General features: G+C 68.6%; 26 protein-coding genes. 14 read left to right on the forward strand and 12 right to left on the reverse strand.

Annotated elements, in window-relative coordinates; genetic code table 11:
* Positions 1-21 precede the first annotated feature (21 nt).
* Positions 22-468, reverse strand: a complete 447-nt coding sequence (locus tag AC3WT6_RS05955) for a GatB/YqeY domain-containing protein (RefSeq protein WP_492652642.1) — start codon at positions 466-468, stop codon at positions 22-24.
* 107 nt (positions 469-575) lie between these two features.
* On the reverse strand, positions 576-791 hold the full coding sequence (gene rpsU, locus AC3WT6_RS05960) for a 30S ribosomal protein S21 (RefSeq protein WP_492652643.1): 216 nt from the start codon (positions 789-791) through the stop codon (positions 576-578).
* Between the two features lie 132 nt (positions 792-923).
* Here rpsU and tsaD point away from each other — a divergent pair, with 132 nt between their 5' ends.
* The gene (gene tsaD / locus AC3WT6_RS05965; RefSeq protein WP_492652644.1) at positions 924-1958 is read left to right on the forward strand and encodes a tRNA (adenosine(37)-N6)-threonylcarbamoyltransferase complex transferase subunit TsaD; all 1035 of its coding nucleotides are present in this window, start codon (positions 924-926) and stop codon (positions 1956-1958) included.
* A gap of 32 nt (positions 1959-1990) precedes the next feature.
* On the forward strand, positions 1991-2365 hold the full coding sequence (folB, locus tag AC3WT6_RS05970) for a dihydroneopterin aldolase (protein ID WP_492652645.1): 375 nt from the start codon (positions 1991-1993) through the stop codon (positions 2363-2365).
* On the opposite strand, the gene gmhB is transcribed toward folB, so the two are convergent.
* Complete coding sequence (gene gmhB / locus AC3WT6_RS05975) at positions 2362-2895, reverse strand: D-glycero-beta-D-manno-heptose 1,7-bisphosphate 7-phosphatase (RefSeq protein ID WP_492652646.1); 534 nt, start codon at positions 2893-2895, stop codon at positions 2362-2364. The two genes, folB and gmhB, sit on opposite strands and share 4 nt — an antisense overlap.
* A gap of 133 nt (positions 2896-3028) precedes the next feature.
* Entirely contained in the window at positions 3029-5170 is a 2142-nt protein-coding gene (gene glyS / locus AC3WT6_RS05980) for a glycine--tRNA ligase subunit beta (RefSeq protein WP_492652647.1), read from the reverse strand.
* Between the two features lie 292 nt (positions 5171-5462).
* Here glyS and katG point away from each other — a divergent pair, with 292 nt between their 5' ends.
* Positions 5463-7634: a catalase/peroxidase HPI gene (gene katG, locus AC3WT6_RS05985; RefSeq protein WP_492652648.1), complete on the forward strand. Its 2172-nt coding sequence runs from the start codon at positions 5463-5465 to the stop codon at positions 7632-7634.
* Positions 7635-7720: 86 nt separating this feature from the next.
* A complete protein-coding gene (locus tag AC3WT6_RS05990; RefSeq protein ID WP_492652649.1) occupies positions 7721-8155 on the forward strand; it encodes an Ohr family peroxiredoxin in 435 nt (144 codons plus the stop codon).
* Positions 8156-8204: 49 nt separating this feature from the next.
* Here AC3WT6_RS05990 and AC3WT6_RS05995 read toward each other — a convergent pair whose 3' ends face one another.
* Both AC3WT6_RS05995 and glyQ read right to left on the reverse strand, forming a co-directional pair.
* Positions 8205-8621 carry a YbaN family protein gene (locus AC3WT6_RS05995; protein ID WP_492652650.1) on the reverse strand — a complete coding sequence of 139 codons (417 nt, stop codon included), beginning with the start codon at positions 8619-8621 and terminating at the stop codon, positions 8205-8207.
* 22 nt (positions 8622-8643) lie between these two features.
* Complete coding sequence (gene glyQ / locus AC3WT6_RS06000) at positions 8644-9531, reverse strand: glycine--tRNA ligase subunit alpha (RefSeq protein ID WP_492652651.1); 888 nt, start codon at positions 9529-9531, stop codon at positions 8644-8646.
* Positions 9532-9684: 153 nt separating this feature from the next.
* Between glyQ and AC3WT6_RS06005 the strand changes: the two genes are divergently transcribed.
* The 6 genes from AC3WT6_RS06005 to ntrC all read left to right on the forward strand — a co-directional run bounded on the left by AC3WT6_RS06005 (position 9685) and on the right by ntrC (position 15949).
* On the forward strand, positions 9685-9933 hold the full coding sequence (locus AC3WT6_RS06005) for a PsiF family protein (RefSeq protein ID WP_492652652.1): 249 nt from the start codon (positions 9685-9687) through the stop codon (positions 9931-9933).
* A gap of 168 nt (positions 9934-10101) precedes the next feature.
* Positions 10102-11517 carry a glutamate--ammonia ligase gene (glnA, locus tag AC3WT6_RS06010; RefSeq protein WP_492652653.1) on the forward strand — a complete coding sequence of 472 codons (1416 nt, stop codon included), beginning with the start codon at positions 10102-10104 and terminating at the stop codon, positions 11515-11517.
* Between the two features lie 216 nt (positions 11518-11733).
* Positions 11734-12666, forward strand: coding sequence for a phosphatase PAP2 family protein (locus AC3WT6_RS06015; RefSeq protein ID WP_492652654.1), 933 nt, complete (start codon positions 11734-11736; stop codon positions 12664-12666).
* Positions 12667-12676: 10 nt separating this feature from the next.
* Positions 12677-13207 carry a DUF4124 domain-containing protein gene (locus AC3WT6_RS06020; RefSeq protein ID WP_492652655.1) on the forward strand — a complete coding sequence of 177 codons (531 nt, stop codon included), beginning with the start codon at positions 12677-12679 and terminating at the stop codon, positions 13205-13207.
* Between the two features lie 102 nt (positions 13208-13309).
* Entirely contained in the window at positions 13310-14404 is a 1095-nt protein-coding gene (glnL, locus tag AC3WT6_RS06025; protein WP_492652656.1) for a nitrogen regulation protein NR(II), read from the forward strand.
* 33 nt (positions 14405-14437) lie between these two features.
* Positions 14438-15949, forward strand: a complete 1512-nt coding sequence (gene ntrC / locus AC3WT6_RS06030; protein ID WP_492652657.1) for a nitrogen regulation protein NR(I) — start codon at positions 14438-14440, stop codon at positions 15947-15949.
* Positions 15950-15962: 13 nt separating this feature from the next.
* Here the strand turns inward: ntrC and AC3WT6_RS06035 are convergent, their stop codons facing one another.
* Positions 15963-16844, reverse strand: a complete 882-nt coding sequence (locus AC3WT6_RS06035; protein ID WP_492652658.1) for an EcsC family protein — start codon at positions 16842-16844, stop codon at positions 15963-15965.
* Positions 16845-16910: 66 nt separating this feature from the next.
* On the opposite strand from AC3WT6_RS06035, the gene AC3WT6_RS06040 reads away from it, so the two are divergent.
* Positions 16911-17666 (forward strand): NRDE family protein, encoded by a 756-nt coding sequence (locus AC3WT6_RS06040; RefSeq protein ID WP_492652659.1) that lies wholly within the window; start codon positions 16911-16913, stop codon positions 17664-17666.
* Here AC3WT6_RS06040 and AC3WT6_RS06045 read toward each other — a convergent pair.
* Complete coding sequence (locus tag AC3WT6_RS06045; RefSeq protein ID WP_492652660.1) at positions 17663-18418, reverse strand: SDR family oxidoreductase; 756 nt, start codon at positions 18416-18418, stop codon at positions 17663-17665. The genes AC3WT6_RS06040 and AC3WT6_RS06045 overlap by 4 nt on opposite strands.
* A gap of 42 nt (positions 18419-18460) precedes the next feature.
* Here AC3WT6_RS06045 and AC3WT6_RS06050 point away from each other — a divergent pair, with 42 nt between their 5' ends.
* Positions 18461-19246, forward strand: a complete 786-nt coding sequence (locus tag AC3WT6_RS06050) for an undecaprenyl-diphosphate phosphatase (RefSeq protein ID WP_492652661.1) — start codon at positions 18461-18463, stop codon at positions 19244-19246.
* Positions 19247-19312: 66 nt separating this feature from the next.
* Here AC3WT6_RS06050 and AC3WT6_RS06055 read toward each other — a convergent pair whose 3' ends face one another.
* The 3 genes from AC3WT6_RS06055 to AC3WT6_RS06065 form a co-directional block, all read right to left on the reverse strand.
* Complete coding sequence (locus AC3WT6_RS06055; RefSeq protein WP_492652662.1) at positions 19313-19567, reverse strand: hypothetical protein; 255 nt, start codon at positions 19565-19567, stop codon at positions 19313-19315.
* 92 nt (positions 19568-19659) lie between these two features.
* Positions 19660-20952, reverse strand: coding sequence for a multifunctional CCA addition/repair protein (locus AC3WT6_RS06060; RefSeq protein WP_492652663.1), 1293 nt, complete (start codon positions 20950-20952; stop codon positions 19660-19662).
* Positions 20949-22916: a lytic transglycosylase domain-containing protein gene (locus tag AC3WT6_RS06065; RefSeq protein ID WP_492652664.1), complete on the reverse strand. Its 1968-nt coding sequence runs from the start codon at positions 22914-22916 to the stop codon at positions 20949-20951. The genes AC3WT6_RS06060 and AC3WT6_RS06065 overlap by 4 nt, the downstream gene beginning before the upstream one ends.
* Before the next feature lie 26 nt (positions 22917-22942).
* Between AC3WT6_RS06065 and AC3WT6_RS06070 the strand changes: the two genes are divergently transcribed.
* Complete coding sequence (locus AC3WT6_RS06070) at positions 22943-23737, forward strand: sulfite exporter TauE/SafE family protein (protein WP_492652665.1); 795 nt, start codon at positions 22943-22945, stop codon at positions 23735-23737.
* A gap of 64 nt (positions 23738-23801) precedes the next feature.
* On the forward strand, positions 23802-24794 hold the full coding sequence (locus tag AC3WT6_RS06075; protein WP_492652666.1) for a peptidoglycan-binding domain-containing protein: 993 nt from the start codon (positions 23802-23804) through the stop codon (positions 24792-24794).
* 18 nt (positions 24795-24812) lie between these two features.
* Here AC3WT6_RS06075 and AC3WT6_RS06080 read toward each other — a convergent pair whose 3' ends face one another.
* Positions 24813-25652, reverse strand: a complete 840-nt coding sequence (locus tag AC3WT6_RS06080) for a peroxiredoxin family protein (RefSeq protein ID WP_492652667.1) — start codon at positions 25650-25652, stop codon at positions 24813-24815.
* Between the last annotated feature and the right edge of the window lie 80 nt (positions 25653-25732).

The raw sequence follows: 25732 nt of genomic DNA on the forward strand, positions 1-25732 counted from the left end.
AGCGCCCTGAGCCCAGGCTGATTAGGCGAGCCGCGCCTTGATCAGGCCGGACAGCGCGCCCATGTCGGTGCGGCCGGCGACTTTGGGCTTGATCCAGCCCATGACCTTGCCCATGTCCTTGGCGCCGGCGGCGCCGGTTTCGGCAACCGCCTGGGCGATCAGGGCGTCCAGCTCGGTGGCGCTGAGCTGCTGCGGCAGGTAGGCCATCAGCAGGGCGATTTCGGCGGCTTCCTTGTCGGCCAGCTCCGGGCGGCCGCCGTCGCGGTACTGCTTTTCGGCGTCGCGACGCTGCTTGACCATCTTTTCGACGCAGGCGGTGACCACCGCGTCGGTCAGCTCCATGCTGTCCACCACCTCGCGCTGCTTCATCTCGGAGGAGAGCATGCGCAGGGTCGAGACGCGTTCCTTCTCGCCCGCCTTCATGGCGGTCTTGATGTCTTCGAGAACGCGGGTCTTGAGGTCGGACAAGGGATGCCCCCTTTGAGGAGCTGCTACTGGATTCGAATCGCCGCGATCCTGGAGATCGCGGTTTTGCCCGGGCGCTCTACGCGCCCTGAGCAGCAACCAAGCCGGTCTTAGTACAGACGGGTCTGGCGGGCGGTTTCGCGGGAGACTTTCTTCTCCTGGCGCTTCACGGCGGCGGCATGCTTGCGCTTGCGCTCCATGGAGGGCTTCTCGAAGAACTCCTTCTTGCGCACGTCGGTAAGCACGCCGGCTTTCTCGCAGGTGCGCTTAAAGCGGCGGACGGCGACTTCAAACGGTTCGTTATCGCGGACGCGGACGGACGGCATCTAATTCACTCTCGGGTAGTGGCGGCCGTCAAAACGACGCCCGCTGGCAAAAAGGGCGCAAATTCTATGCGTAAAAATTGCCCGGCGCAAAAAAGGCCGGGCTGGATGGCGCCGAAATGCGAAAATAAGCTCATGCCCGCCCCCTCTGCCACGCCGATCCTGGCGCTGGAAACCTCCTGCGACGAAACCGCCTGCGCCATCTACGACGGTACGCGCGGCCTGCTGGCGCACAGCCTGCATTCGCAGGTGAAACTGCACGCCGAGTATGGCGGCGTGGTGCCGGAGCTGGCCTCGCGCGACCACGTCCGGCGGGTGCTGCCGCTGGCGCGCGCTGCGCTTGCCGAGGCCGGACTCAAGCCCGCGGAGCTGGGCGGCATCGCCTACACCGCCGGCCCCGGCCTGATCGGTGCCCTGATGGTCGGTGCCGCCGCCGCCGCCGGTCTCGCCGAGGCGCTGGGTCTGCCGCTGATCCCGGTGCATCACATGGAAGGCCATCTGCTGGCGCCGATGCTGGAGCCGGAGCCGCCGGCCTTTCCCTTCGTCGCCCTGCTGGTCTCCGGCGGGCACACCCTGCTGGTCGATGTGCAGGGCGTTGGCCGCTACCGGCTGCTCGGCGAGAGCCTGGACGATGCCGTCGGCGAGGCCTTTGACAAGACCGCCAAGCTGCTGGGCCTGCCCTATCCGGGTGGGCCGGAACTGGCGCGGCTGGCCGAGGGCGGCGTGCCGGGGCGGTTCAAGTTTCCCCGTCCGATGACCGACCGTCCCGGCCTGGACTTCAGCTTCTCGGGCCTCAAGACCGCGGTGCTCACCGCCCTGCCCAAGGACGCCGATGCGCAGACCAAGGCCGACCTGGCGCGTGGCTTCGAGGAGGCGGTGACCGAGACCCTGGCGATCAAGTGCGCGCGCGCCTTGGACGAGACCGGCCACCGCCGGCTGGTGATCGCCGGTGGCGTCGGCGCCAACCGCCGGCTGCGAGCGCGGCTGCAGGAGCTGGCGCAGCGCCGCGGCCTGGGCCTGTACTTTCCGCGCCCGGCCTTCTGCACCGACAACGCCGCGATGATCGCCTACGCCGGCTGGGCGCGCCGCGCCGATGGCCGTCCCGCGTACAGTCCGCTGCTGACCCGCGCCCGCTGGCCGCTGACCGAACTCAGCCCGCCTGTGATCTAGTCCCGCAATCCACAATCCGCAATCCTGAGGCTATGGACAAGGTCTTCATCCGTCAGCTGGAAATCCAGACCCATATCGGCGTCCACGCCTGGGAGCACCATATCCGCCGACCGCTGATTCTCGACCTCGATCTCGGGGTCGATACCCGTGAAGCCGCCGCCAGCGACCACATCCGCGACGCGCTTGACTACAAGGCGGTCTGTGACGCCATCGAGCGGCTGGTGCGCGAGCGCCAGTTCCAGTTGCTGGAAACTTTCGCGGAGACTGCCGCGCGGCGCCTGTTCGAGGAATTCCCCCTGCTCAGCCTGCGGCTGTCGGTGAGCAAGCCGGGCGCGGTGACTGCCGCGCGCACGGTCGGCGTGGAGATCGAACGCCGCCGCGAGGACTATGCGGTCTGTGGGCGCTAGGCCGCGAGCAGGGCGCTGACCGCCGCCGCCAGATCGTCGTAGACCGCGACGTCCTTGCCCGCGCCGGCGGCCTCGGTCTTGCGGCCCTTGCCGGTGCGCACCAGCACCGGTTTCGCACCAGCGGCCCGCGCCGCCGCCAGGTCGCTGTCCTTGTCGCCGATGAACCACACACCCTCGAGCTGGATACCCAGGCGTCGCGCCAGGTCGGTGAGCATGCCCGGCTCCGGCTTGCGCATGTCGCTGGCTTGCTCGGGCCCTTCCGGGGCAAAAGCCAGGGCATCAATGCGGCCGCCGAATTCGGCCAGCCGGCGGTGCAGCAGGGCGTTCATCGCCGCGAAGGCGTCGTAGTCGAACAGTCCGCGCCCCAGGCCTGACTGGTTACTGGCCACGCAGACCCGGTAGCCGGCCTGGTTGAGGCGGGCGATTGCTTCCAGGCTGCCAGAGATGGGATGCCACTCGGCCGCCGACTTGATGTAGGCCTCAGAGTCTTCGTTGATGACGCCGTCGCGGTCGAGAATCACCCATTTCATTTTTCCCTTGCTCCCGTTGTGGGTGCCATCCATGGCGCGACTGCATCCTCGCCGATAAAACCCTGCCCGGCCATCCATGGCCGGGCGTTCGCCGGATCGGATTGCCAATCAAGGCAATCCGATTTGTGCCGGCTCACCCCGGCAGCAGCGAAATGTCGGCGACGCTGCGGCAGAGCCGGTCTAGCCGCGCCAGCAGGGCCAGGCGGTTGGCGCGCACCGCCGGGTTGTCGGCATTGACCATCACCGCCGCGAAGAAATCGTCCACCGGCTCGCGCAGGCTGGCCAGGGCGGCGAGCTGGCTGGCGTAGTCGCCGCCCAGTTGCAGGCCGTTGATGGCGGCGAACAGCGCGCGTTCGGCCGGCTGCTCGAACAGCGCCGGTTCGATCTGCTCGCTCACCGTGCCGGCCTGCTTCAGCAGGTTGCGGACGCGCTTGTGGGCTGTGATGAGCGCTGGCCACCAATCAGGTTGAGTGGCGTGCAATCGGTAGATTGCCGAAAACCGTGCGAAGTAGTCACTGGGGTTAGAGAAAAGCTCCGGATCTCTCAGAGCGGCAGAAACTTGCGCGCTGAAAACAGCACCTTGGGGCAGCTCTATGCCGGTCCAACTTGGGGGCGCATTCAGTTGCTGCAATTCGACAAGAGGCTTGAAGCCAGATGGCGAGTTGCACCACGAAGTGAATCGCTCGGCTACGAAGTTGACCAAATCGCGAATCAGAGCCTCTGCTTGTTCTGCGGAGAGATTGATTGGCAGAAGCTCAACTGCACGACGGAAAAATGCATGAAGATCTATCCGATTGCCGCCTTCGATGCAGATGCGCAGCACGCCGTTGGCGGCGCGGCGCAGCGCGTAAGGGTCTTTGCTGGCGGTGGGCTTCTGGCCGATGGCGAAGATGCCGGCGAGGGCGTCGAGCTTGTCGGCCAGCGACAGCACCTGGCCTTCGCGGGTGGAGGGAATCGACGTGCCCTGCTGCACCGGCAGATAGTGCTCGCGGATGGCGGTGGCGACCGCCGCCGATTCACCCGAGGCGCGGGCGTAGTAGCCGCCCATCAGGCCCTGCAACTCCGGAAACTCGAACACCATCTTGGTGACCAGATCGTTCTTGCACAGCTGCGCGGCGCGGGTGACCGCGATGGCGTCGGCACCGACCGTCTGGGCAATGGCGCTGGCGATGCCGCTGATGCGTGCAACCCGCGCCGCGACCGAGCCGAGGTCCTTCTGGTAGGTAGCACTCTCCAGCTTGGCGCCGTAGGCCGCCAACGGCTGCTTCTTGTCCTGCTCCCAGAAGAACAGCGCATCGGTCAGGCGTGGACGCACTACGCGCTCGTTGCCGCTGATGATCTGCGAGGGATCGCGCGAGACGATATTGGCGATGGTGATGAACACCGGCTTGAGCTTGGTCAGCGCGGCGTCCTCGAACACCGTGAAGTAGCGCTGGTTGGTCTCGACGGTGGCGACGATCACTTCCGGCGGCAGTTCGTTGGTGAAGCGCGGCTCCATGCGGCCGGCGATCACCACCGGCCATTCGACCAGAGCGGTGACCTCGTCGAGCAGGTCTTCGGTGATGCGGGCGTGGCCGCCGAGCTTGGCGGCCTCGGCCTCGATCTGGCGGCGGATGTCGGCCTTGCGGCTGTCGACCTCGGCCCAGACATGGGCGGCTTTCAGTGCGACCTCGTAGTCCTCGGGGCTATGCAGGCTGATGGCGGCGGGCGCGTGGAAGCGGTGGCCATAGCTGAGCCGGCCGCTGTGCAAGCCGAAGCGCTGCAGCGGTACGACGGTCTCGCCCAGCAGCGCCAGCAGCCAATGCACCGGACGCACGAAGGTTTCTTCGCCGCTGCCCCAGCGCATGCGCTTGGGCACCAGCTCGTCCATGCCCTTCAGCGCTTCCTCGAAGATCGCCGGGATCAGCTCGGCGGTGGGCTTGCCTGCTTCGCTGCGGCTGTAGTGCAGCTTGCCGTCCTTCTGGCCGAGTGCCGCGAAGTCGACGCCGCAGGAGCGGGCGAAGCCCAGGGCAGCCGGTGTCGGCTGGCCGTCCTTGAAGGCGGCGGCCAGCGCCGGGCCGCTGCGTTCGATGCTCTGCTCGGGTTGTGCCGCCGCGACTTCGGCGATCTGCACGGCAATGCGGCGCGGAGTGGCGTAGAGCTTCGCCACGCCATGCCTGACCCCGCGCCGGTCCAGGCCGCCGACCACGCCCGAGCGCAGGGCCTCGGCGAGCGGCAGCACATAGCGGGCCGGCAGGTCTTCACATCCGATTTCGATCAGCAAGGCGTACTTCATGGGGGTCCGTGGCGGACGGGGGAAGCGGAAAGTGCGGCATTGTCGGTGACCGCGCCGATTACGCCAACTGCGTCCCCGGAGTCGGGGCTATAGCCACAGACGATGGGAGCCTTAGCGGCAATTGACTGTCCGCAACAAGCTGAGGCGACCATGATGACGGCCACGCCCAACCCACAGACCGGAGGCGTGAAGAACCGCCGCCCTGCCGTGGGGCGGTGCCGGTTCATCGGTGCTCGGCCCGCCCACGGGTCCGGGTTGTGAGTTGCCGCTCAGCCTGAAGGGGGAAGAAACCATGTCTAACGATACAAAGTGTCCTTTCAACCACGCCGCCGGTAGCGGTACTTCAAACCGTGACTGGTGGCCCAACCAGCTGAGGCTGGATCTGCTCGCCCAGCATTCCAGCAAGTCCAATCCGATGGGGGAGGACTTCAACTACGCCAAGGAATTCCAGAGCCTGGACCTGGCGGCGGTGAAGAAAGATCTTGCCGCGTTGATGACCGACTCCCAGGACTGGTGGCCGGCCGACTTCGGCCATTACGGAGGTCTGTTCGTCCGCATGGCCTGGCACAGCGCCGGCACCTATCGCATCGGCGACGGCCGTGGCGGCGCCGGCCGTGGTCAGCAGCGATTCGCGCCGCTCAACAGCTGGCCGGACAATGTCAGCCTCGACAAGGCCCGTCGCCTGATCTGGCCGATCAAGCAGAAATACGGCCGCAAGATTTCCTGGGCCGATCTGATCGTCCTCACCGGCAACGTCGCGCTGGAGACCATGGGCTTCAAGACCTTCGGCTTTGGCGGTGGCCGCGAGGACGTGTGGGAGCCGGACCAGGACGTGTACTGGGGTGCCGAGAAGGAATGGCTGGGCGCCGGCAAGCGCTACTCCGGCGAGCGTGAACTGGAGAACCCGGTCGCCGCCGTGCAGATGGGCCTGATCTATGTGAACCCGGAGGGCCCGGACGGCAATGCCGATCCGCTCGCCGCGGCCAAGGACATCCGCGAGACCTTTGCCCGCATGGCGATGGACGACGAGGAAACCGTGGCGCTGATCGCCGGCGGCCACACCTTCGGCAAGACCCACGGCGCCGGCCCGGCCACGCAGGTCGGCGCCGACCCGGAAGCCGCCAGCATCGAGGCGCAGGGCTTCGGCTGGGCCAGCAGCTTTGGCAGCGGCAAGGGCGCGGACGCCATCACCAGCGGCCTGGAAGTCACCTGGACCACCACGCCGACCAAGTGGAGCAACAACTTCTTCTGGAACCTGTTCGGCTACGAATGGGAGCTGACGAAGAGTCCGGCCGGCGCGCACCAATGGCTGGCCAAGGGGGCGGGCGCGACCATCCCGCACGCCTTCGACAAGGCCAGGAAGCTGGTGCCGACCATGCTGACCACCGACCTCTCGCTGCGTTTCGATCCGGCCTACGAGAAGATCGCGCGCCGCTTTATGGAAAACCCGGACCAGTTCGCCGATGCCTTCGCCCGCGCCTGGTTCAAGCTGACCCACCGCGACATGGGACCGAAGGCCCGCTACCTCGGCCCGGAAGTCCCGGCCGAGGATCTGATCTGGCAGGACCCGATCCCCAAACCCGATCACCCGCTGGTGGAGGCGCAGGACATCGCCGCGCTCAAGGGCAAGATCCTGGCCTCGGGCCTGACGGTGTCGCAGCTGGTGTCCACCGCCTGGGCCTCGGCCTCCACCTTCCGTGGCGGCGACAAGCGCGGCGGCGCCAACGGCGCCCGCATCCGCCTCGCCCCGCAGAAGGACTGGGAGGTCAACCAGCCGGCGCAGCTCGCCAAGGTGCTGAAGGTGCTGGAAGGCATCCAGAGCGAGTTCAACGCCAGCGCTTCCGGCGGCAAGCGGGTGTCGCTGGCCGACCTGATCGTGCTCGCTGGCGGCGCCGCCATCGAGAAGGCGGCGCAAGGCGCGGGCCTGGATCTGACGGTGCCGTTTGTCCCGGGCCGCGGTGACGCCACGCAGGAACAGACCGATGTGGACTCCTTCGCGCCGCTGGAACCGGTGGCCGATGGCTTCCGCAACTACCAGCGGACGCAGTACGCGGTGTCGGCCGAGGCGCTGCTGGTGGACAAGGCGCAGCTGCTGACCCTGACCGCGCCGGAGATGACGGTCCTGGTGGGTGGCCTGCGGGTGCTGGGTGCCAACGTCGGCGGCACTCAGCAAGGCGTATTCACCGAGCGGCCGGAGACGCTGAGCAATGATTTCTTCGTCAACCTGCTGAGCATGGCCACCGAGTGGAAGCAGGTCTCGAAGGACAGCTTCGAGGCGCGCGACCGCAAGAGCGGTGCGCTCAAGTGGACCGCGACGCGGGCCGACCTGGTGTTCGGCTCCAACTCGCAGCTGCGGGCGCTGGCCGAGGTCTACGGCAGCGCCGACGCGCAGGAAAAATTCGCCCGCGACTTCGTGGCGGCCTGGGTCAAGGTGATGAATCTGGATCGCTTCGACCTCGCCTGAGTCCCGAACCGTTCCGGCCCCAGGGGCCGCCGGACCAGATCCGGCGGCCAGGTAAGCCGGTCTTCAAGAAACCTAGGAGTGTTTCCATGTCTGAAAAAGTGAATGTCCTCTACACCGCCACCGCCCGCGCCGAAGGCGGCCGCAACGGCACCACGCTCAGTGGTGACGGTCTGATCGACGTCAATCTCTCGGTGCCCAAGGCCATGGGCGGTCCCGGCAAGCCCGGCGCCACCACGCCGGAAGACCTGTTCGCCGCCGGCTACGCCGCCTGTTTCGGCGGCGCGGTGGATTTCATGGCCACCAAGAACGGCCTCAAGCCCAGCTCGCTGGTGATCGAATCGGCGGTGTCGATCGGCACCACCGAGACCGGCGTGGGTCTGCAGGTGGCGCTCACCGCGCTGGTCGGCGGCCTGTCGCAGGCGGACGCCGAGAAGATCGTCGCCCTGGGTCATCAGTTCTGCCCCTACTCGAAAGCGATCCAGGGGAATGTCGAGGTCAGCCTGACGGTGAAGCTGGTCTGAGCGCGGCCGCCGCGCGAGTCAAGAAGGCCGCCTCGCAGGGCGGCCTTCCTCATGGCGGCGGCTGGCGTGGTTCCGGCCGCAGCCAGAGCCAGATCGCGACCACGGCCATGACGGTGCTGGCTCCGTAGGCCAGCGGCCGCGGACTTTGGCCCAAGAACAGCAGCGCGGTACAGAGCGCCATGGTCAGGCTGGCCAGCCATTTGGCGCGGCGGCTTACCGCGCCCTCGGCCCGCCAGTTGCGGATCATCGGCCCGAACAGACGGTGCGCCAGCAGCCAGTCGTGCAGGCGCGGCGAGCTGTGGTAGGCGGCCCAGGCGGAAATCAGCACGAACACCGTGGTCGGCATGCCGGGCAGGATGGCGCCGATGATCGCCAGGACCAGGCACAGCCAGGCCAGCGCCAGCAACAGCAGGCGCTGCCAGCCCGGGCGCCGTGGCGTGGCCGGCTGGCCGGAGGTTTCGCTCACAGGCGCCCCGGCGGGCTCAGACTCAGGCGGCCTTGAGCGGCTCGAAACCGGCGATGCGGGCCCGCGAGTTGTAGTAGGCCTCGGCACAGGCGCGCGCCAGGCTGCGCACCCGCAGGATGTAGCCCTGGCGCTCGGTGACGCTGATCGCGCCGCGGGCGTCGAGCAAGTTGAAGGCATGGCTGGCCTGGATCACCCGCTCGTAGGCAGGCAGCGGCAGGCCCAGCGCCACCAGCCGCTGCGACTCGGTCTCGGCCTTGGCGAAGCGCTCGAACAGGGTGGGTACGTCAGCGTGCTCGAAGTTGTAGGTCGACTGCTCCACCTCGTTCTGGTGGTAGACGTCGCCGTAGGTCACCACCCGGCCGCCGGCATCGCTCCAGATCAGGTCGTAGACCGACTCCTTCTTCTGGATGTACATGGCCAGGCGTTCCAGGCCATAGGTGATCTCGCCCGCCACCGGCCGGCACTCGATGCCACCGACCTGCTGGAAGTAGGTGAACTGGGTGACTTCCATGCCGTTGAGCCAGACTTCCCAGCCCAGGCCCCAGGCGCCCAGCGTCGGCGACTCCCAGTTGTCCTCGACGAAGCGGATGTCGTGGGTCAATAGGTCAAAGCCCAGCTCGCGCAGCGAGCCCAGGTAGAGCTCCTGGAGGTTGGGCGGCGAGGGCTTCATCAGCACCTGAAACTGGTAGTAGTGCTGCAGGCGATTGGGGTTTTCGCCATAGCGGCCATCGGTGGGACGGCGGCTGGGCTGCACATAGGCGGTGTTCCAGGGCTCGGGGCCGAGCGCGCGCAGGAAGGTCGCCCAATGAAAGGTGCCGGCACCCATCTCCATGTCCATCGGTTGCACGATCACACAGCCTTGCTGGGCCCAGTAGCGCTGCAGGGTCAGGATCAGGTCTTGGAAAGTCATGGGGGCGGTCGGCCAAAACGGGCGCACATTGTAGGTGCTGAAGGGCTGGAGTCATCAGGTGGGCGATCCGACAGTCGGTTCTGGACGGACAGGGCGGAAGTGCTAATTTTTTAACCGCGCAATTCGCGCGGCCGTCGTCCTTGGGAGGGCACGATGAGTACTAGAAACCTGGTGGCCGTGGTGATTCTGAGTCTAGCCACGCTCAGTCCGCTGCATGCGGAGGAAGGCAAGAAGCAGTTCAGCGAGAAGCAACTGGCCCAGCAGCAGCGGATGAAGGACTGCAGCGCCGAGGCCAAGGAGAAAGGACTCAAGGCGGAGGATCGCAAGGCCTGGATGAAAACCTGCCTGTCCGCCGGCAAAGTCGATGCCGCGCCAGCGGTGAGCGAGCCGGCCAAGCCTTAACTGGCGTAGGCTTCAACAACGAGGGCTTACCTTAAGGGCGGGTTCTCCCGCCCTTTTTTGTGGCGCAAGCCCACCGCTGGCACGCTTGCTGCTTCAAAATAGGGCGCGCCGCACAGACGGCGCTCCGGTTTCGCTAATGCTTTTCAACCCCCACGCAGGAGAAAGCCCATGTCGGGTGCAGAAGTTCTGAAGACCATCAAGGAAAAGGAAGTCAAGTTTGTCGACTTCCGGTTTTGCGACACCAAGGGCAAGGAGCAGCACGTCACTGTGCCTTCCCACACCATCGACGCCGAGCTGTTCACCGACGGCAAGATGTTCGACGGTTCGTCGATCGCCGGCTGGAAGGGCATCAACGAGTCCGACATGATCCTGATGCCGGACGCCAGCACCGCCTTCATCGACCCGTTCTTTGAAGACACCACCCTGGTGCTCACCTGCGACGTCATCGAGCCGGCCACCGGCCAGGGCTACGCGCGCGATCCGCGCTCGCTCGCCAAGCGCGCCGAGGCCTACCTGAAGTCGACCGGCATCGCCGACACCGCCTTCTTCGGCCCCGAGAACGAATTCTTCATCTTCGACAGCGTGCGTTTCGACTCCGGCCTCAAGGGCTGCTTCGTCGAGATCGACGCCGAGAATGCGGTCTGGAACTCCGGCAAGGCCTACGAGCACGGCAACACCGGTCACCGTCCGGGTCTGAAGGGCGGCTACTTCCCGGTGCCGCCGGTCGATGCCCTGCAGGACATCCGCAGCGCCATGTGCACGACTCTGGAAGAGATCGGCATCATGACCGAGGTGCATCACCACGAAGTCGCCACCGGCGGCCAGTGCGAGATCGGCGTGAAGTTCGGCACCCTGGTGAAGAAGGCCGATGAGGTGCTGCGCCTGAAGTACGTGGTGCAGAACGTCGCCCACCAGTTCGGCAAAACGGCGACCTTCATGCCCAAGCCGATCGTCGGCGACAACGGTTCCGGTATGCACGTCCACCAATCGCTGGGCAAGGACGGCAAGAACCTGTTCACCGGTCCGGACGGCAACTACGGCGGCCTCTCGGAGCTGGCGCTGTACTACATCGGCGGCATCCTCAAGCACGCCAAGACCATCAACGCCTTCACCAACCCGGGCACCAACAGCTACAAGCGCCTGGTGCCGGGCTTTGAAGCTCCGGTGATGCTGGCCTACTCGGCGCGCAACCGCTCGGCCTCGATCCGCATCCCCTACATCGCCAACCCCAAGGGCCGCCGCATCGAAGTGCGCTTCCCGGACTCCTCGGCCAACCCCTATCTCGCCTTCGCGGCGATGATGATGGCGGGCCTGGACGGCATCCAGAACAAGATCCATCCGGGCGAGCCGTCCGACAAGGATCTCTACCACCTGCCGCCGGAAGAGGACGCGAAGATTCCGCGCGTCTGCCACAGCCTCGACATGGCGCTCGAAAGCCTCGACAAGAACCGCGACTTCCTCAAGAAGGGCGGCGTGTTCACCGACGAAGTGATCGATGCCTACATCGAGCTGAAGATGCAGGAAGTGACCAAGTTCCGCATGACCACTCACCCGGTCGAGTTCGAGATGTACTACAGCCTCTAAGCCGGGCTGTTGCGATACGAAACGCCCCGCCTCGTGCGGGGCGTTTTTTTGGCCGTCCCTGGCGCGCCCTGGTTCCGTTTGCCGACCCCCTGGGCGGCCCTCCATGGCCGCCCGTTCGCCGGGCGAACAGCCACTGGCTGTTCGCTACCGCCCCGGCTCACCCCCGCCTCGTGCGGGGCGTTTTCTTTTGCGCGCCGGTCTCGGCATGCTTGCCGGATGCGCCTGGAAGCTCCGCCGGTTTTTTCCGCCTTTCTCGAGAGCGCCGCCCAGTGGCGGGCGCTACCGCACGAGTACGCCTTCGGTGGCTGGCTGGCGGCGATGGCGCTCTGGCTGCTCTGGGTGGCCGGCCCCGGTGATCCCCATAGCCAGGTCTTCGTCGCCTGTGCCTTGCTGAGTGCGGTCCTGATCGTCTGGTGCCAGCGTCGCCCGACGCCACTGCGCTGGCGCCTACGCCTGCTCTGGTATCCGAGCGCTATGGGCTTGTCGTTCTACACGCTGCCGGGCGCCGTCGCCGCGCTCGGGCGGCCCAATGCCGATGTGCTGCTGGCCGCCGCCGACCAGCGCCTGCTGGGGCAACCCGCCGCCCAGGTCTTGCAGCCCTTCGCCTCGCCGGGACTCACCGACCTGCTGACCGTCTGCTACCTGTTTTTCTTCGTGGTGCTGATCCTCGGGCCGGGCCATTACTGCCTGCGCGATCTGGCCCGTTTCCGGGCCTGTATCGTCGGCCTGTTCGTGCTCTACGCGGTGGGCTTCGCCGGCTACGTGGCGCTGCCCGCCGTCGGGCCATTTCGGGCCTTGGCCGCGCTGCCGCCGCTGCCCACCGGGCCATTCGCGCGGCTCGCGCATCCGCTGATCGTCGGCGGCAGCAATGGCGTCGATGTGTTCCCCAGCATCCACTTCGCCGCCTCGCTCTACCTGCTGCTGTTCGACTGGTGGCACCACCGGCGGCGATTCTGGCAGTGGTTGCCGCCCATCGTTCTGCTCTGGGTTTCGACGGTGTATCTGCGCTACCACTACCTAGTGGATTTGTTGGCCGGGCTGCCGGTCGCCGGCCTGGGGATCTGGACGATGTACCGCTACCGTCGTTGGGAACAGGCGCAGGGCAGCGGCGGCGAGATATTCATTGCGCCGTCATCGCCGCAGGGCTAGTCTTTCGCGCATGCGCTCTCTTGCCTGTCTGGTGCTCCTGTTGCTGGCCACGCCGCTGGCCGCCAAGGATGAGATTTACCGTTGGGTGGATGCCGACGGCGTGATCCATTACGGCTCCCAGCCCCCCAGCAAGGATGCCAAGCCAGTGGCGCTGCCCGACCTGCAAACCTATCGCTCCGGGCGCCCGCCGCTGGTGCCCCCCCCGGTGAGCGACAAGCCGGCCGCGCCGGTGGCGGGCGCCAAGCAGGAGGTCTCGCTGCGCATCACCTCGCCGGTGGAGGACGAGACTTTCCGCGATCCGCAGGGCTTGGTGCCGATCAGCCTGGTGGTGAGTCCGGCGCTGCCGGAGGGCGCGGGCTACATCTACTACCTGGATGGCATCGCCCAGAACAAGAAACCCTGGTTGGCCGCCGGCTACATGCTGACCGAGGTTGAGCGTGGCGAGCACCGGCTCAGCGCCGCGGTGGTGGACAAGGACGGCCGCGAACTGGCCCGTTCTGGTGCAGTGCGTATCTATCAGATGCCGCCCATTGCACGTTGATGCACTATTTCGGTGCTTCTCTGCCGGGTTTCGGCTAGTCTTTCCGCCCCAATAGTGCGCAGGCTGGCGGTTCTGCTGGCCTGAGCTTTGCTTGCAAAGCGTATGGCCCTGCTCCCCCGAACTGCTGCCCGCGTCAAGGCAGACTCCCTGCTGGACGGCCTCACCACTGCGGTGATCTGCGTCGATCAGCATCTGCGGATCGCCGGCATCAATTCGGCGGCCGAAAACCTGTTCGGTGTCGGCCGCAAGCATGCGATCAACGAATCGCTGGTGCAGGCGATCCCATATTTCGCCCAGCAGCTGCCGCGCATCACCCTGGCGCTCAGCGATTTTGCCGGCTTCATCGAGCGGGAGACCCGGCTGTCCCGCCACGGCGAGCCGCCGATTACCGTCGATTGGCGGGTGACGCCGTTCATGGATGGCAAGCTGCGCGGCCTGTTGCTGGAACTGCTGCCGCTGGACCGCCACCTGCGCATCACCCGCGACGAGTGGCTGGCCGCCCAGCACCAGGCCAGCCGCGAGCTGATCCGCGGCCTGGCGCACGAGATCAAGAATCCGCTGGGAGGCATTCGCGGCGCCGCACAGTTGCTGGAGCGCGAGTTCCCGGACAGCCAGCACCGCGAGTACACCCAGGTGATCATCAAGGAGGCGGACCGGCTGCAGAACTTGGTCGACCGTCTGCTCGGGCCCAACCGCCTGCCCAAGAAGGCGCCGCTCAATATCCACGAGGTGGTCGAGCATGTGCGCCAGCTGGTGCAGGCCGAGGGGGTGGAGAACATCACCCTGCTGCGCGACTACGATCCCAGCATTCCCGACCTGGTCGCCGACCGCGAGCAGCTGATCCAGGCTGTGCTCAATGTCGTGCGCAATGCCATGCAGGCCCTGGCGGCGCGCGCCGGCACCATGGGCATCATCCAGTTGCGCACCCGTGCCAAGCGGCAGTTCACCATCGCCGGCGTGCGTCACCGGCTGGTCGCGCAAATCGACATCGAGGACAACGGTCCGGGCATTCCGCCCGAGCTGTTCGAGAAGATTTTCTATCCAATGGTGACCGGCCGCCCGGATGGCACCGGACTTGGCCTGCCGATTGCTCAGTACATGATCCATAGCCACGGCGGCCTGATCGAATGCGCAAGCCGACCGGGGCAAACCATCTTTTCCATCTATCTGCCGTTCGAGCCGGGAGGCACGCCTTGAGTCATGTGCGCTCGGAAGGCCAATGAGTTACCGATGAATCGCATTAGCGAAGAACAGCCGCCCATCCATGTCTGGGTGGTGGACGACGACGAATCGATCCGCTGGGTGCTAGCCAAGTCGCTGGGCCGCGAAGGCATGCAGGTGCGCACCTTCGAGGGTTCCGCCGAACTGCTGGACGCGCTGGAGGAGGAAACTCCAGACGTGCTGGTCTCCGACATCCGCATGCCGGGCGTCGATGGCCTGGCCTTGCTGGAGCGGGTGCGCGCCAGCCATCCCGAGCTGCCGGTGATCATCATCACCGCGCATTCCGACCTCGACGCTGCGGTCGCCAGCTACAAGGGCGGCGCCTTCGAGTACCTGCCCAAGCCCTTCGACGTCGACGCCGCCGCCACCCTGGTGCGGCGCGCCGCCAAGCCGAAGACGCCGGTCGGCGGCAGCGCCGCCGCCGCGCCCACCGCCACCATCATCGGCGAGGCGCCGGCGATGCAGGACGTGTTCCGCGCCATCGGCCGGCTCGCACATTCCAACATCACCGTGCTGGTCACCGGCGAGTCCGGCACTGGCAAGGAGCTGGTCGCCCGCGCCCTGCACGAGACCAGCCCGCGCGCCAACAAGCCGTTCATCGCGGTCAACACCGCGGCGATTCCGAAAGACCTGCTGGAAAGCGAGTTCTTCGGCCACGAACGCGGCGCCTTCACCGGTGCCGCCACCCTGCGCAAGGGGCGTTTCGAGCAGGCCGACGGCGGCACCCTGTTCCTGGACGAAATCGGTGACATGCCGGCCGATCTGCAGACGCGCCTGCTGCGCGTATTGCAGAACGGCGAGTTCTACCGGGTTGGCGGCACCGCGCCGATCAAGGTCGATGTGCGCGTGGTCGCCGCCACCCACCAGGATCTCGACGAACTGGTGAAGGAAGGCCGCTTCCGCGAAGACCTTTACCACCGCCTCAACGTCATTCGCGTGCGCATCCCGGCGCTGCGCGAGCGCCCGGAGGACGTGCCGCCGCTGATGCGCCACTTCCTGGCCCGCGCCGGCGAGGAGCTGAAGACCGAGCCCAAGCTGGTGCTCCCGGAGGTGATGGCGCGCCTGCAGAACTTCGAATGGCCCGGCAACGTCCGCCAGCTGGAAAACACCTGCCGCTGGCTGACCGTGATGGCGCCCGGTCGCGAGATTCATTTGCAGGATCTGCCGCCGGAAATCGCCGAGCGCGCGCCGGTGGAAGCCAGTCGGCCGGCGTCGTCTGCCACGGCCACGCCAGCGGCGGTCGCCACCCCCAGCGAGGCGGTCGGCGCCGCGCCTGCGGCGGCCGCGCCGACCAGCGGTGGCGACTGGCTGAGCGATCTGCGGCTCTGGGCCCGGGCCGAGCTGGCCAAGGGCCGTGACGGTCTGCTCGACGAAGCCGCGCCGGCCTTCGAGCGGGCCTTGCTGGAAGTGGCGCTGGAGGCCTCTCGCGGCCAGCGCATCGAGGCCGCCAAGCGCCTGGGCTGGGGACGCAACACCCTGACCCGCAAGATCAAGGAACTGGGGCTGGGCGACGACGAGTAGTGCCGCTGCCGTCCTAGACCGGCTTGCGGGCTCGCCGTCGCCGCACCGGCTTGGCGGCCGCGGGCGGCGGTGGGCTGCCCAGCAGATCCTCGCCCTGCGCGGTCAGGCGGCGGGCGGCGAAGACCATGCGGGCGGCGACCGCCAGCTGTGCCAGAAAGCGGGCATTGACCGCGCCGCCGACCGCGGCGCCGATCAGCGGTAGTGCGCCGGCCACCTTGCGCCAGCCCAGGCGCTGCACCAGGCTCAGGCTCAGCCGGTTGAGGCTGCTGGAGAGCGCCTGTTTGGCGAATTCGCGTTCGGCGGCGCGCTCCAAGCCATCGCGCAGCGCCTCGTCGGCGATCTCTGCACCGACTTCATGGCCGCCTCGGGCCGCTAGCGCGCTGCGCCAGGCCAGCTGCTTTTCTTCCACGGTATCGGCCGAGGCCAGCGCAAACAGCGCCGCCGCCAGCTGCGGAGTCGGCGCCTCGCCATAGCAGTAGCCGGTGCGGATCAGCAGGCGCATCGACAGCAGCACCAGGGCCGGCGCGTCGGCGGCGAGACCGGCGGCACCGGCGATGCCCAGCAGCGTGCCGGAGCCCGCCGCCCAACCCAGATCGCGACGGCTCAGCCGCAGCGCCAGCGCCTGGGCATCGGCCAGCGGCCGGGCGCGCAGCTCGTCGAGATTAGCGGCGCTGGCGGCATTGAGCACCACCCGCGCCGGGGCCAGCCGCAGGGCGTTGCGGTAGAACAGCGCCAGCAGCCGCTGCGCACCGTGCTCGGGCACCAGTCGCCGCACCACCCCGACCGCCGGCACCGCCACCTTGGGCATGCCGCGCAGCTCGGCGGCGGGTGGCCGGTCGCGCCAGGCGCGAATGGCGTTCGGCAGATCGTCGGGGAGCGTGGCGCTGTGGGTCATGGTGGCGAGTGGCGATCGGTGGCGCCGGGATAGCCCGGCATGGGGGTAAATCAATACCATGCCGGCATGTGCCTGATCGCCCTTGCCTGGCGCGCCCACCCGCGCTACCCGCTGATCGTGGTCGCCAACCGCGACGAATTCCACGACCGTCCCGCCGCGCCGCTGGCCGAGTGGCCGGACGCGCCCGGCCTCTACGGTGGTCGCGATCTGCGCGCCGGTGGCGCCTGGCTGGCGCTGAGCGGGGGTGGTCGGCTGGCGGCGGTGACCAATGTCCGCGAGCCGCAGCCAGCGGCGGCCGGCCTGCGCTCGCGCGGCGCCCTGGCCACCGGCTTTCTGCAAGGCGCCGCCTCCGCACCGGAGGCGGCGCAGGGCCTGATGGACGAGGCCGGCCGCTTCGGCGCCTTTAACCTCCTGCTCAGTGACGGCCAGACGCTGAGCTATGCCAGCAACCGGCCCGAGCCGCGCTGGCAGCCGGTGGCGCCGGGCGTGCATGCGATTTCCAATGCCGGCCTCAACACCCCCTGGCCCAAGACCCTGCGCCTGCGCGCCGCGCTACAGGCCTGGCTGGATGAGGGGCGGGAGGAGGTCGAGCCGCTGTTCACCGCGCTCGCCGACGACCGCGCGCCCGCCGATGCCGAGCTACCCGACACCGGTGTCGGTCTGGATCTGGAGCGCCTGCTGGCGCCGCCATTCATCCGCAGCGCCCGCTACGGCACCCGCGCCTCCAGCGTGGTGCTGCTCGGCCCTGAGGGCTGGCGCTTCGAGGAGCGCCGCTTCGGGCCGGACGGCGTGGCGCTCGGCGGCAGCGCGCTTTCCGGCTAGACCAGCCGCCGCGCGCCGTCGACCGGAATCACCGCGCCAGCCAGATAGCTGGCCTGTTCGGAGAGCAGCCAGCTCACCACCGCCGCCACCTCGGCCGGCGTGCCGAAGCGGCGCAGCGGGATGCGCGGCAGCTGGGCGTCCTTGTCGATCAGATCCTGGCGCTCGGCGTCGGTGGGCTCGGCATGCACCTCGGCGGCGATATGGCCCAGGGCCACGCCGTTGACGCGCACCGCCGGTGCCAGCTCCACCGCCAGGGTCTCGGTGAGCGCCCAGAGGCCGTCCTTGGCGGCGTTGTAGGCCGACAGGCCGGGCCGCGGCTGCTGGCGGGTGTGGGCGTCGAGCAGGTTCACCACCTTGTGCAGGGCGCCGGCCGCCAGGGCGGCCTGGATCAGCAGCAGCGGCGCCTTCAGATTGGTCGCCACCAGCTCGTCGATCATCGCCGGCGTCAGGCTGGCCAGCGGTGTCGCGTAGTAGGACGAGGCATTGTTGACCAGGGCGGTGGGCGGCCCCATCTGCAGGATGACCGCGTCGATCAGCTCGGCCGGCGCCTGCTCGCGGCGCAGGTCGGCGGAAAACACCCGCGCGCTCGCCGGCCGCAGTTCGCAGAGCTGCTGCGCCAGGGTTTCAGCCGCGTCACGCGAGTGGCCGCAGTGGATCGCCACCCGCCAGCCATCCGCGTGCAGGCGGCGGACGATGGCGGCGCCGACGCGGCGCGCGGCACCGGTTACCAGGGCTACAGGAGCTTCGTTCATGCGCTAGTCTCCGCACTCATTTTTTCGATTCGGACTGTAAGTGTGAACGACTGGCTGACGGCTGTGCTGCTGGGTGTGATCGAAGGCCTCACGGAATTCCTCCCCATCTCCTCTACTGGACATCTGCTGATCGCCGAGGAGTGGCTGGGCCGGCGCAGCGATCTGTTCAATGTCGCCATCCAGGCCGGCGCCATCCTCGCAGTTTGTCTGGTCTACCGTACCCGCCTGCTGCAGTTGGCGCGCGACTGGCGCGAGCCCGAGGCTTTCGACTACCTGAGCAAGATCGCGGTGGCTTTCGGCATCACTGCGGTGCTGGGCCTGATCGCCAAGATACTGGGCGCTGAGCTGCCCGATACGGTGACGCCGATCGCCGTCGCGCTGATCGTTGGTGGCTTCGTCATTTTCGCGGTAGAGGCCTGGGCCCAGCGCCAGCCGGCGATGGCCGAGCTGAGCTGGAAAGTCGCGGTCGCGGTCGGCGTGGCGCAGGTCGTCGCCGGCGTGTTCCCCGGCACCTCGCGCTCGGCGGCGGCGATCTTTGCGGCCATGCTGGCGGGCCTGACCCTGCGGCCACGCGCCGCCGAGTTCGCGTTTCTGGTCGGCATCCCGACCATGTTCGCGGCCAGCGGCTATGAGCTGCTGAAGGTCTTGAAGTCGGGCGGTGCCGCCGCCGCCGAGCCCTGGGGACAGCTGGCGCTGGCCTTCGTGGTGGCGGCCATCACCGGTTTCGCGGCGGTGCGCTGGTTGCTGGGCTTCATCAGCCACCACGGCTTTATGCCCTTCGCCTGGTATCGGCTGGCGCTGGGCCTGATCCTGCTGGTAGCACTCTGAGCGGCGCTGCGGCCATAAAAAAGCCGGTGGCGTAAACGCCACCGGCTCTTGTAAGGAGCGGCCCGATCAGTTGGGCTTTTCTTCCGGAGTGACTGCTTCCTTGGCCGCCTCGGCGGCTTCCTTCGCGGCTTCACCGGCACTTTCGAGAGCGTCGGCGGCGTTTTCCCCCGCGTCCTTGAGCTTCTCGTTTTCGCGCATGTCGAGACCGTCCTTCACCTTCTCTTCCAGCTGCGCGGCGGCGCTCGGCTCTTCCTTCTTGCAGGCGGTGGTGGTGACGCCGAGAGCGGCGATCATTAGCAGGACAGCAAGGTTCTTGTTCATAGGGATGCTCCAGAAAGTGGTCGCCACAAAGAGGGCGGCCGGTAGTCTGTGCCTGGGCGCTGAACCCGGCGTGAATCCCTGGTGAGTCCGGCCTAGCCTGGATCGGCCGCGCGCTGCCGGCTGACCCAGGCGCTCAGGCGTTCGCCGCGTTTGGCCGCCAGCGCCGGGCCGATGGCGGCACCCTGGATGCCCTCGGCCATCACCTCGCGCGCCTGTAGCTGGCTGGCTTCGGCCGCCGCCGCGCGCAGGTAGTCGAGCTGCGGGTAGTCGCAGTCCTCATAGCCGAGCCGGCCGCGCGCATCGCAGAGGCAGGCCTCGCAGACCTGCGCGAACTGGCGCTCGTCCTTGAAGGCCTTCATCCGCTCCAGCAGCTCCAAGAGGGTTTGCGGCCGCAGCTGCCGCACCTGGTGCACCAGCAGGTGCTCGCGGGTGTGGATCAAGGCCACCTCGCGGCAGGCCTTGGGTACGCGCAGGCGCTCGCAGAAGCGCTCCACCAGCGGCACCCCGGCAAGATCGTGGCCGTAGTGGCTGGGCCAGCGGCTGGGCAGGGTCAGCGCCTTGCCGAAGTCGTGGCAGAGCGCCGCCACCCGCACCTCCAGGCCAAAGCCCAGGCGCGCGGCGGCGTCGATGCACATCAGCGTGTGCACGCCGGAGTCGACCTCCGGGTGGTAGTCGGCGCGCTGCGGCACGCCGAACAGCGCATCGAGCTCCGGGAACAAGCGCGCCAGCGCACCACAGGCGCGCAGGGTCTCGAAATACACCGACGGCCGGCAGCTGCGCGCCATCGCTTCACCGCCGGTGGCGATCAGAGGCGGCGCCAGGGTCTGCATCAGGGCGCGCTCGGTTTCCTTCCACACCCGCTCGGCGACCAGATGGTCGATCTCCCCCTCGTTGACCAGCCGCCGGCACAGCGCCAGGGTCTCCGGTGCCACGCTGAAGCCCAGCGGTGCAAAGCGGGCGGCGAAACGCGCCAGCCGCAGCACCCGCAGCGGGTCTTCGGCAAAGGCCGGCGAAACATGGCGGAGCACGCGGGCTTGCAGATCGCGCTGGCCGCCATAGGGGTCGACCAGGCGGCCGTCGGCGTCGCGGGCGATGGCGTTGATGGTCAGGTCGCGGCGGATCAGATCCTCTTCCAGCGTCACCTCTGGCCCGGTGTGGAAGGTGAAGCCGTGATAGCCGCGGCCGCTCTTGCGCTCGGTGCGCGCCAGCGCGTGTTCTTCCTTGGTTTCCGGGTGCAGGAACACCGGAAAGTCCTTGCCCACCGGCCGGTAGCCGGCGGCGACCATTTCCTCCGGACTGGCGCCCACCACCACCCAGTCCTGCTCCTTGGCCTGCAAGCCGAGCAGGGCGTCGCGGACCGCACCACCGACCAGATAGCGCTTCAAGGCGAACCCGAAGGCGTCACCGGCGGTAGCCAGGCAGCGGCGCGCACCGCCTTGCCGGTTTCCAGCCAGTCGTAGGCGGCGGCATGCAGCAGGATGCGCTGCACATACACGCGGGTCTCGTTGTAGGGGATGTTCTCGATCCAGACATCGGCCTCGCGAGCGCCGTCGGTGGGCCGCCAGCGCTCGGCGGCGCGGGCGCCGGCGTTGTAGGCGGCCAGCGCCAGGATCCAGCGACCCTGGTACTGGTCGGCCAGCTCGCGCAGGTGCAGGGCGCCTAGCGGCAGGTTCACCGCCGGGTCGAACAACTGCTCGCGGCTGGGCGCCGGCCGCTGGTTGCGCTTGGCGACCAGCTTGGCGGTGGAGGGCAGCAGCTGCAGCAGGCCGATGGCATCGGCGGCGGAGACCGCATCGGCCTTGAATACGCTTTCCTTGCGCATCACGCCGTGTATCCACATCGGCGGCGTGCCGGACAGCGCCGCCGCCTGCCGCACCTCGCCCTCGTAGGGGCGCGGGAACAGCGCCGGCACGTCGTCGAACAGGCCCTGACGGGTGGCGGTGACCACCGCCTGGTCGTACCAGCCCCATTGCCCGGCGATTGCGACCAGGGCCGGCCGCAGCTTCGGGTCGAGCGCGTCGAAGGTCGCGCGCCATTCCAGCGAGGCGATGCTGCGCAGTTGCAGCGCCCAGGCCTCCTCGGCGCGGGCGTAGGAGGGCAGGGCGGCGAGCGCGGCACGCGCCTCCGGGCCGACCACTGCCAGCCTACGCGAGGGCGGCGTCCAGGCCTGGCCGAGCCGCCAGGAGGCGAGCAGACCGTAGGTGTCGAACTCGCCGGTGAGCGCGCGGTACAGCGGCCGCGCCTGGTCGGTCCTGCCCAGCGCCTCCAGGGCGCGAGCGCGCCAGTAACGCCAGCGCGGCTGGCTGGCGAGCTTGGCGGGCAGGGCGTCGGTCCAGGCCAGCACCTGTAGCCACTCGCCGTTCCACAGCGCCGCGCGCAGCCGCCATTCCAGCGCGCGCTCGTCGAGCGGCTCGCCGCTGGCGGCCGCGGACTGGAACAGGCCCAACGCGCCGGGGTCGCGGCTCCAGGCCAGCGGCAGGGCGGCGCTCAGGGTCAGCGCCTCGGTGGTCGCCATCGAGGGCTTGAGCGCCACCAGCAGGCGCGGCAGCAGCGCGGTGGCGGCGTCGGTGTTGCGCCGCGCGTAGCGCTGCCAGCTCTCGCGCAGACCCTGGTCGTCGATGGCGCTGCCGGCGCCGGCCGCGAGCTGGGCGAAACCGGCGGCGGGGTTGTCGAGCAGGGCCAGCCAGGCCTCCAGCGGCGGGCGTCGTGCCGCCGGCAGCTCGGCGAGCAGCGGTCTGGCGCGGGCGCTGTCGCCCTCGACCAGGCGGCTGCGCGCCCGGCGTTCGATCAGCGCGGCGTCATAGACCGGCTGCCGGCGCAGCCAGGCCAGGGCATTGCCGCATTCGGCGGGCAGCTCGGCCTCGGCGACCCAGCGCTCGGCCAGGCTCTGCGCCAGCTCGGGGGTGGCGCCGGTCGCGAGCCAGGCGTCGAGCGCGCGGCAGCGCAGGGCCTCGTCGCCGAGGTCTTCGCGCCAGGCGGCGAGGAAGGCGGTCCAGTCCTGGCGCTCGGCGAGCTTGGCCAGCCACAGCCGGCGCAGTTCGCGGCCGGCCGGCGCCTCGCCCTGCTCGGCGAGAAAGGCGGCGATGCCGGCCTCGGCCTGCGGCTGTCCGGCCGCCAACTGGGCTTTCAGCCGCGCCGCGCGCAGCCAGGGGTAGAGCGGGTAGGCGCGCAGCGCGGCGCTGTCGGCCGCGGCGGCGGCGGGATCGGCGCTGGGCTGCTGGTAGGCGGCGCTGAAGGTGGCGCGCACCTCGTCCGCGGCGTGGCTCTGGCCCGCGAAAGCCAGGATCAAGCCGGCCAGCAGACCGCGAGTCAGCGGTCGATAGCGGAGGGAATTAGGATGCGCGCTCATTTGCCGCCATTGTAGGTCCTGCGCCCATGTTCTCCCTGTTGATCTTCGTCGCCACCGGCGCCGCGGCTGGCGTGCTGGCGGGGCTGTTCGGCGTCGGCGGCGGCCTGATCATGGTGCCGGCGCTGGCCTTCGTGCTGCCGGCCTTGGGAGTGCCGGCGGCGGTGGTGATGCAGGTGGCGATCGGCACCTCGCTGGCGGTGATCGGCGCCACCTCGATCTCCTCCACCCGCGCCCACCAGCGCCGCCGGGCGGTGCGCTGGGATCTGCTGCGCGGCTTCGCGCCCGGCCTGGCGCTGGGTGCGCTGGGCGGCGCCTTTGTCGCGCATGGCTTGTCCGGCACGGCGCTGAAGAACACCGTCGGCGTCGGCGCCCTGCTGGTGGCGGCGCAGATGTATTTCGGCGCCCAGCCCAAGGCGCATCCCGGCGGCCACCGCCTGCCGACCGGCGAGCTGCTGGCGGCCGGCGGCGGCATCGGCCTGCTTTCGGCCCTGGTCGGCATCGGCGGCGGCTCGCTGACCGTGCCTTACCTGTCCTGGCGCGGCGTGCCCATGCAGCAGGCGGTGGGCACCGCGGCGGCCGGCGGCATCCCCATCGCCTGGGGTGGTGCGCTGGGCTTCGCGATCAGCGGCTGGCAGGTGGTCGGTCTGGCTGGGCCGCACCTGGGCTACATCAGTCTCTACGCCTTTCTCGGCTTGGCGGTGACCAGCGTGCTGACCGCTCCCCTGGGCGCCCACTGGGCGCATGCCTTGCCGGCGCGCACGCTCAAGCGCGCGTTCGCGGTGCTGCTGGCCTTGGTGGGCTTGCTGATGCTGCTGCGCTGACCGGGTGTCGCGGTCATGTCGCTACACTCGCGGTATGCCCGCGCAGACCCACACGGAGGCTAGGATGGATACGCTCAAGCGGCTGCTCGGTTTCCTCGCGCTGTCCGCGGTATCGGCGGCTCCGGTCCTGGCGCAGACCACGCCGGTAGACCCCTACCGCAGCCCGGCGTTTGCGCCGCGCTCGCAAGGCGAGATCGAACAGCAGCGCACCGTCGAGCGGCTGATGGAGCAGCAAAGGACCGAGCTGGTGCGGGGCTCGACCTCGCCGGTAATGAGCCTGGATGCGGCGCGCCTGCCGCCTGCGGCTGAAACCTCGCCGACGCCCGCCGCGGAGATCGTCGCCGCCGAGATGCCGCCGCTGCCGGTTGCGCGTCCCGGCGAGTGCTTCGCGCTGGTGCGCATTCCGGCGCAAGTCCGTGAGCGCCAGCAGGTCTATCAACGCGCTCCAGCCAACGAGTGGTTGGAAACCACGCCAGCGCGTTACGCGCAGGGTCGCGAGACCTATGTACGGCGCGAGGCCTACGAGCAGACCGAGCTGACTCCGGCCGCCGACGAGGGCGGTTACGAGACGATCCGCGAGCAGGTGCTGGAGCGCCCGGCCCGGCAGGTCTGGCGGCGCGGCAGCGGGCCGGTGCAGCGCATCGACCAGGCCACCGGCGATCTCTACTGTCTGGGCGAGGAGCCGGCGGTCTACCGCACGGTGACGCGGCGGGTGGCGAAGGCGCCGACCGGTCTGAAACGCGTGGTGGTGCCCGAGCAACTGGGCCAGCGCCCGGCGACGCGGCTGGTCGCGCCGGCCACGGCCGAACGAGTGCGGGAGCCGGCGCAGCTGGAGAGCCGCTGGCAGCAGGAGCTGCTGGCGCCGGAGCGCTACGAATGGCGGCCGGTACTGTGCCCGACCAATATGACCCCTGAGGTGATCGGCCGGGTGCAGCAGTCGCTACGCGATCAGGGATACCAGCCCGGCCCGGTCGATGGCCGGTTGGGCCCGCAGACCGAGCGCGCGCTGGGCCAGTACCAACGCGACCTCCAACGCGGCCGCCCGCGCTCCGACTAGCGCCTGGTCTGATGTCGGTTACAGGCCGGCGCGGTCGAGCGCGGCGAGAAACTCGGCCGGTTCCGGGCGCACCCGGTAGTTGCTGGTCAGGTCGCTATAGACGATGCGACCGCCGGCTGCGGTGATGAACACGGTCGGCATCGGCACGTCGGAGTCATAACCCAGCAGCTGCATGCCCAGCGGCAATCCGCCTTCGGCGAGGATGCCCAGCCGCGTCGCGGCGCGGTTGTCCGGGTCGGCGAGAAAGCGCATCGGCGCTTCAAAGCGCTGTGCCAGGCTGCGACTGTGCTCTTGTGACTGCGGGCTGATCAGATACACCTCCACGCCGCGCTCGTTCAGGCGGCGGTATTCGGCCGCCACTTCGCGGATCTGCGCCATGCACAGGGGGCACCAGTTGCCGCGGTAGAACATCCAGAGCGCGGTCTTGCGGGTCAGCTCCGCGGTTTGCAGGGGCGCTCCGTCCATGGCGGTCAGGCTGAGCTCGGGTAGCAGGCTGCCGACCGCCAGCGGTCCCGGCTGGCGGTCTTCGAAGCGGGAATACCAGTGGATGTAGAGCAGGGCTAGCACCACGCCGTTGACTGCGGCTAGAACGCTGGCAAGCCCCACGCCGGTCGAATCCAGGGCCAGCGCGGTTCCGGCGGCGCCGGCCCAGGGTATCCAGCTCAGATTGGCCCCGGTGCGGGCCACCGGGGCGAGAAACAGTCTTGCGAAGAACAGCAGCGGCACCCCCGAGGCCAGCACCAGCCCCCAATAGGCCAGGTTCGCCGGATCGGACCAGAGCCGCAGGCCAGCCCAGACCAGGGCCGCGGTCAGCAGGCTCAGATAGGCGGAGATGAATACGGACTTGAGACGGTGCATCGACAGCTCCCCCAAAACAATCGCAGACTCAAATAACCCGGAACATCCGGTGGGTCCCGCCCGCATCGAACCGCAACGGC

The organism is Stagnimonas sp. FW305-C-60 (assembly GCF_058782965.1).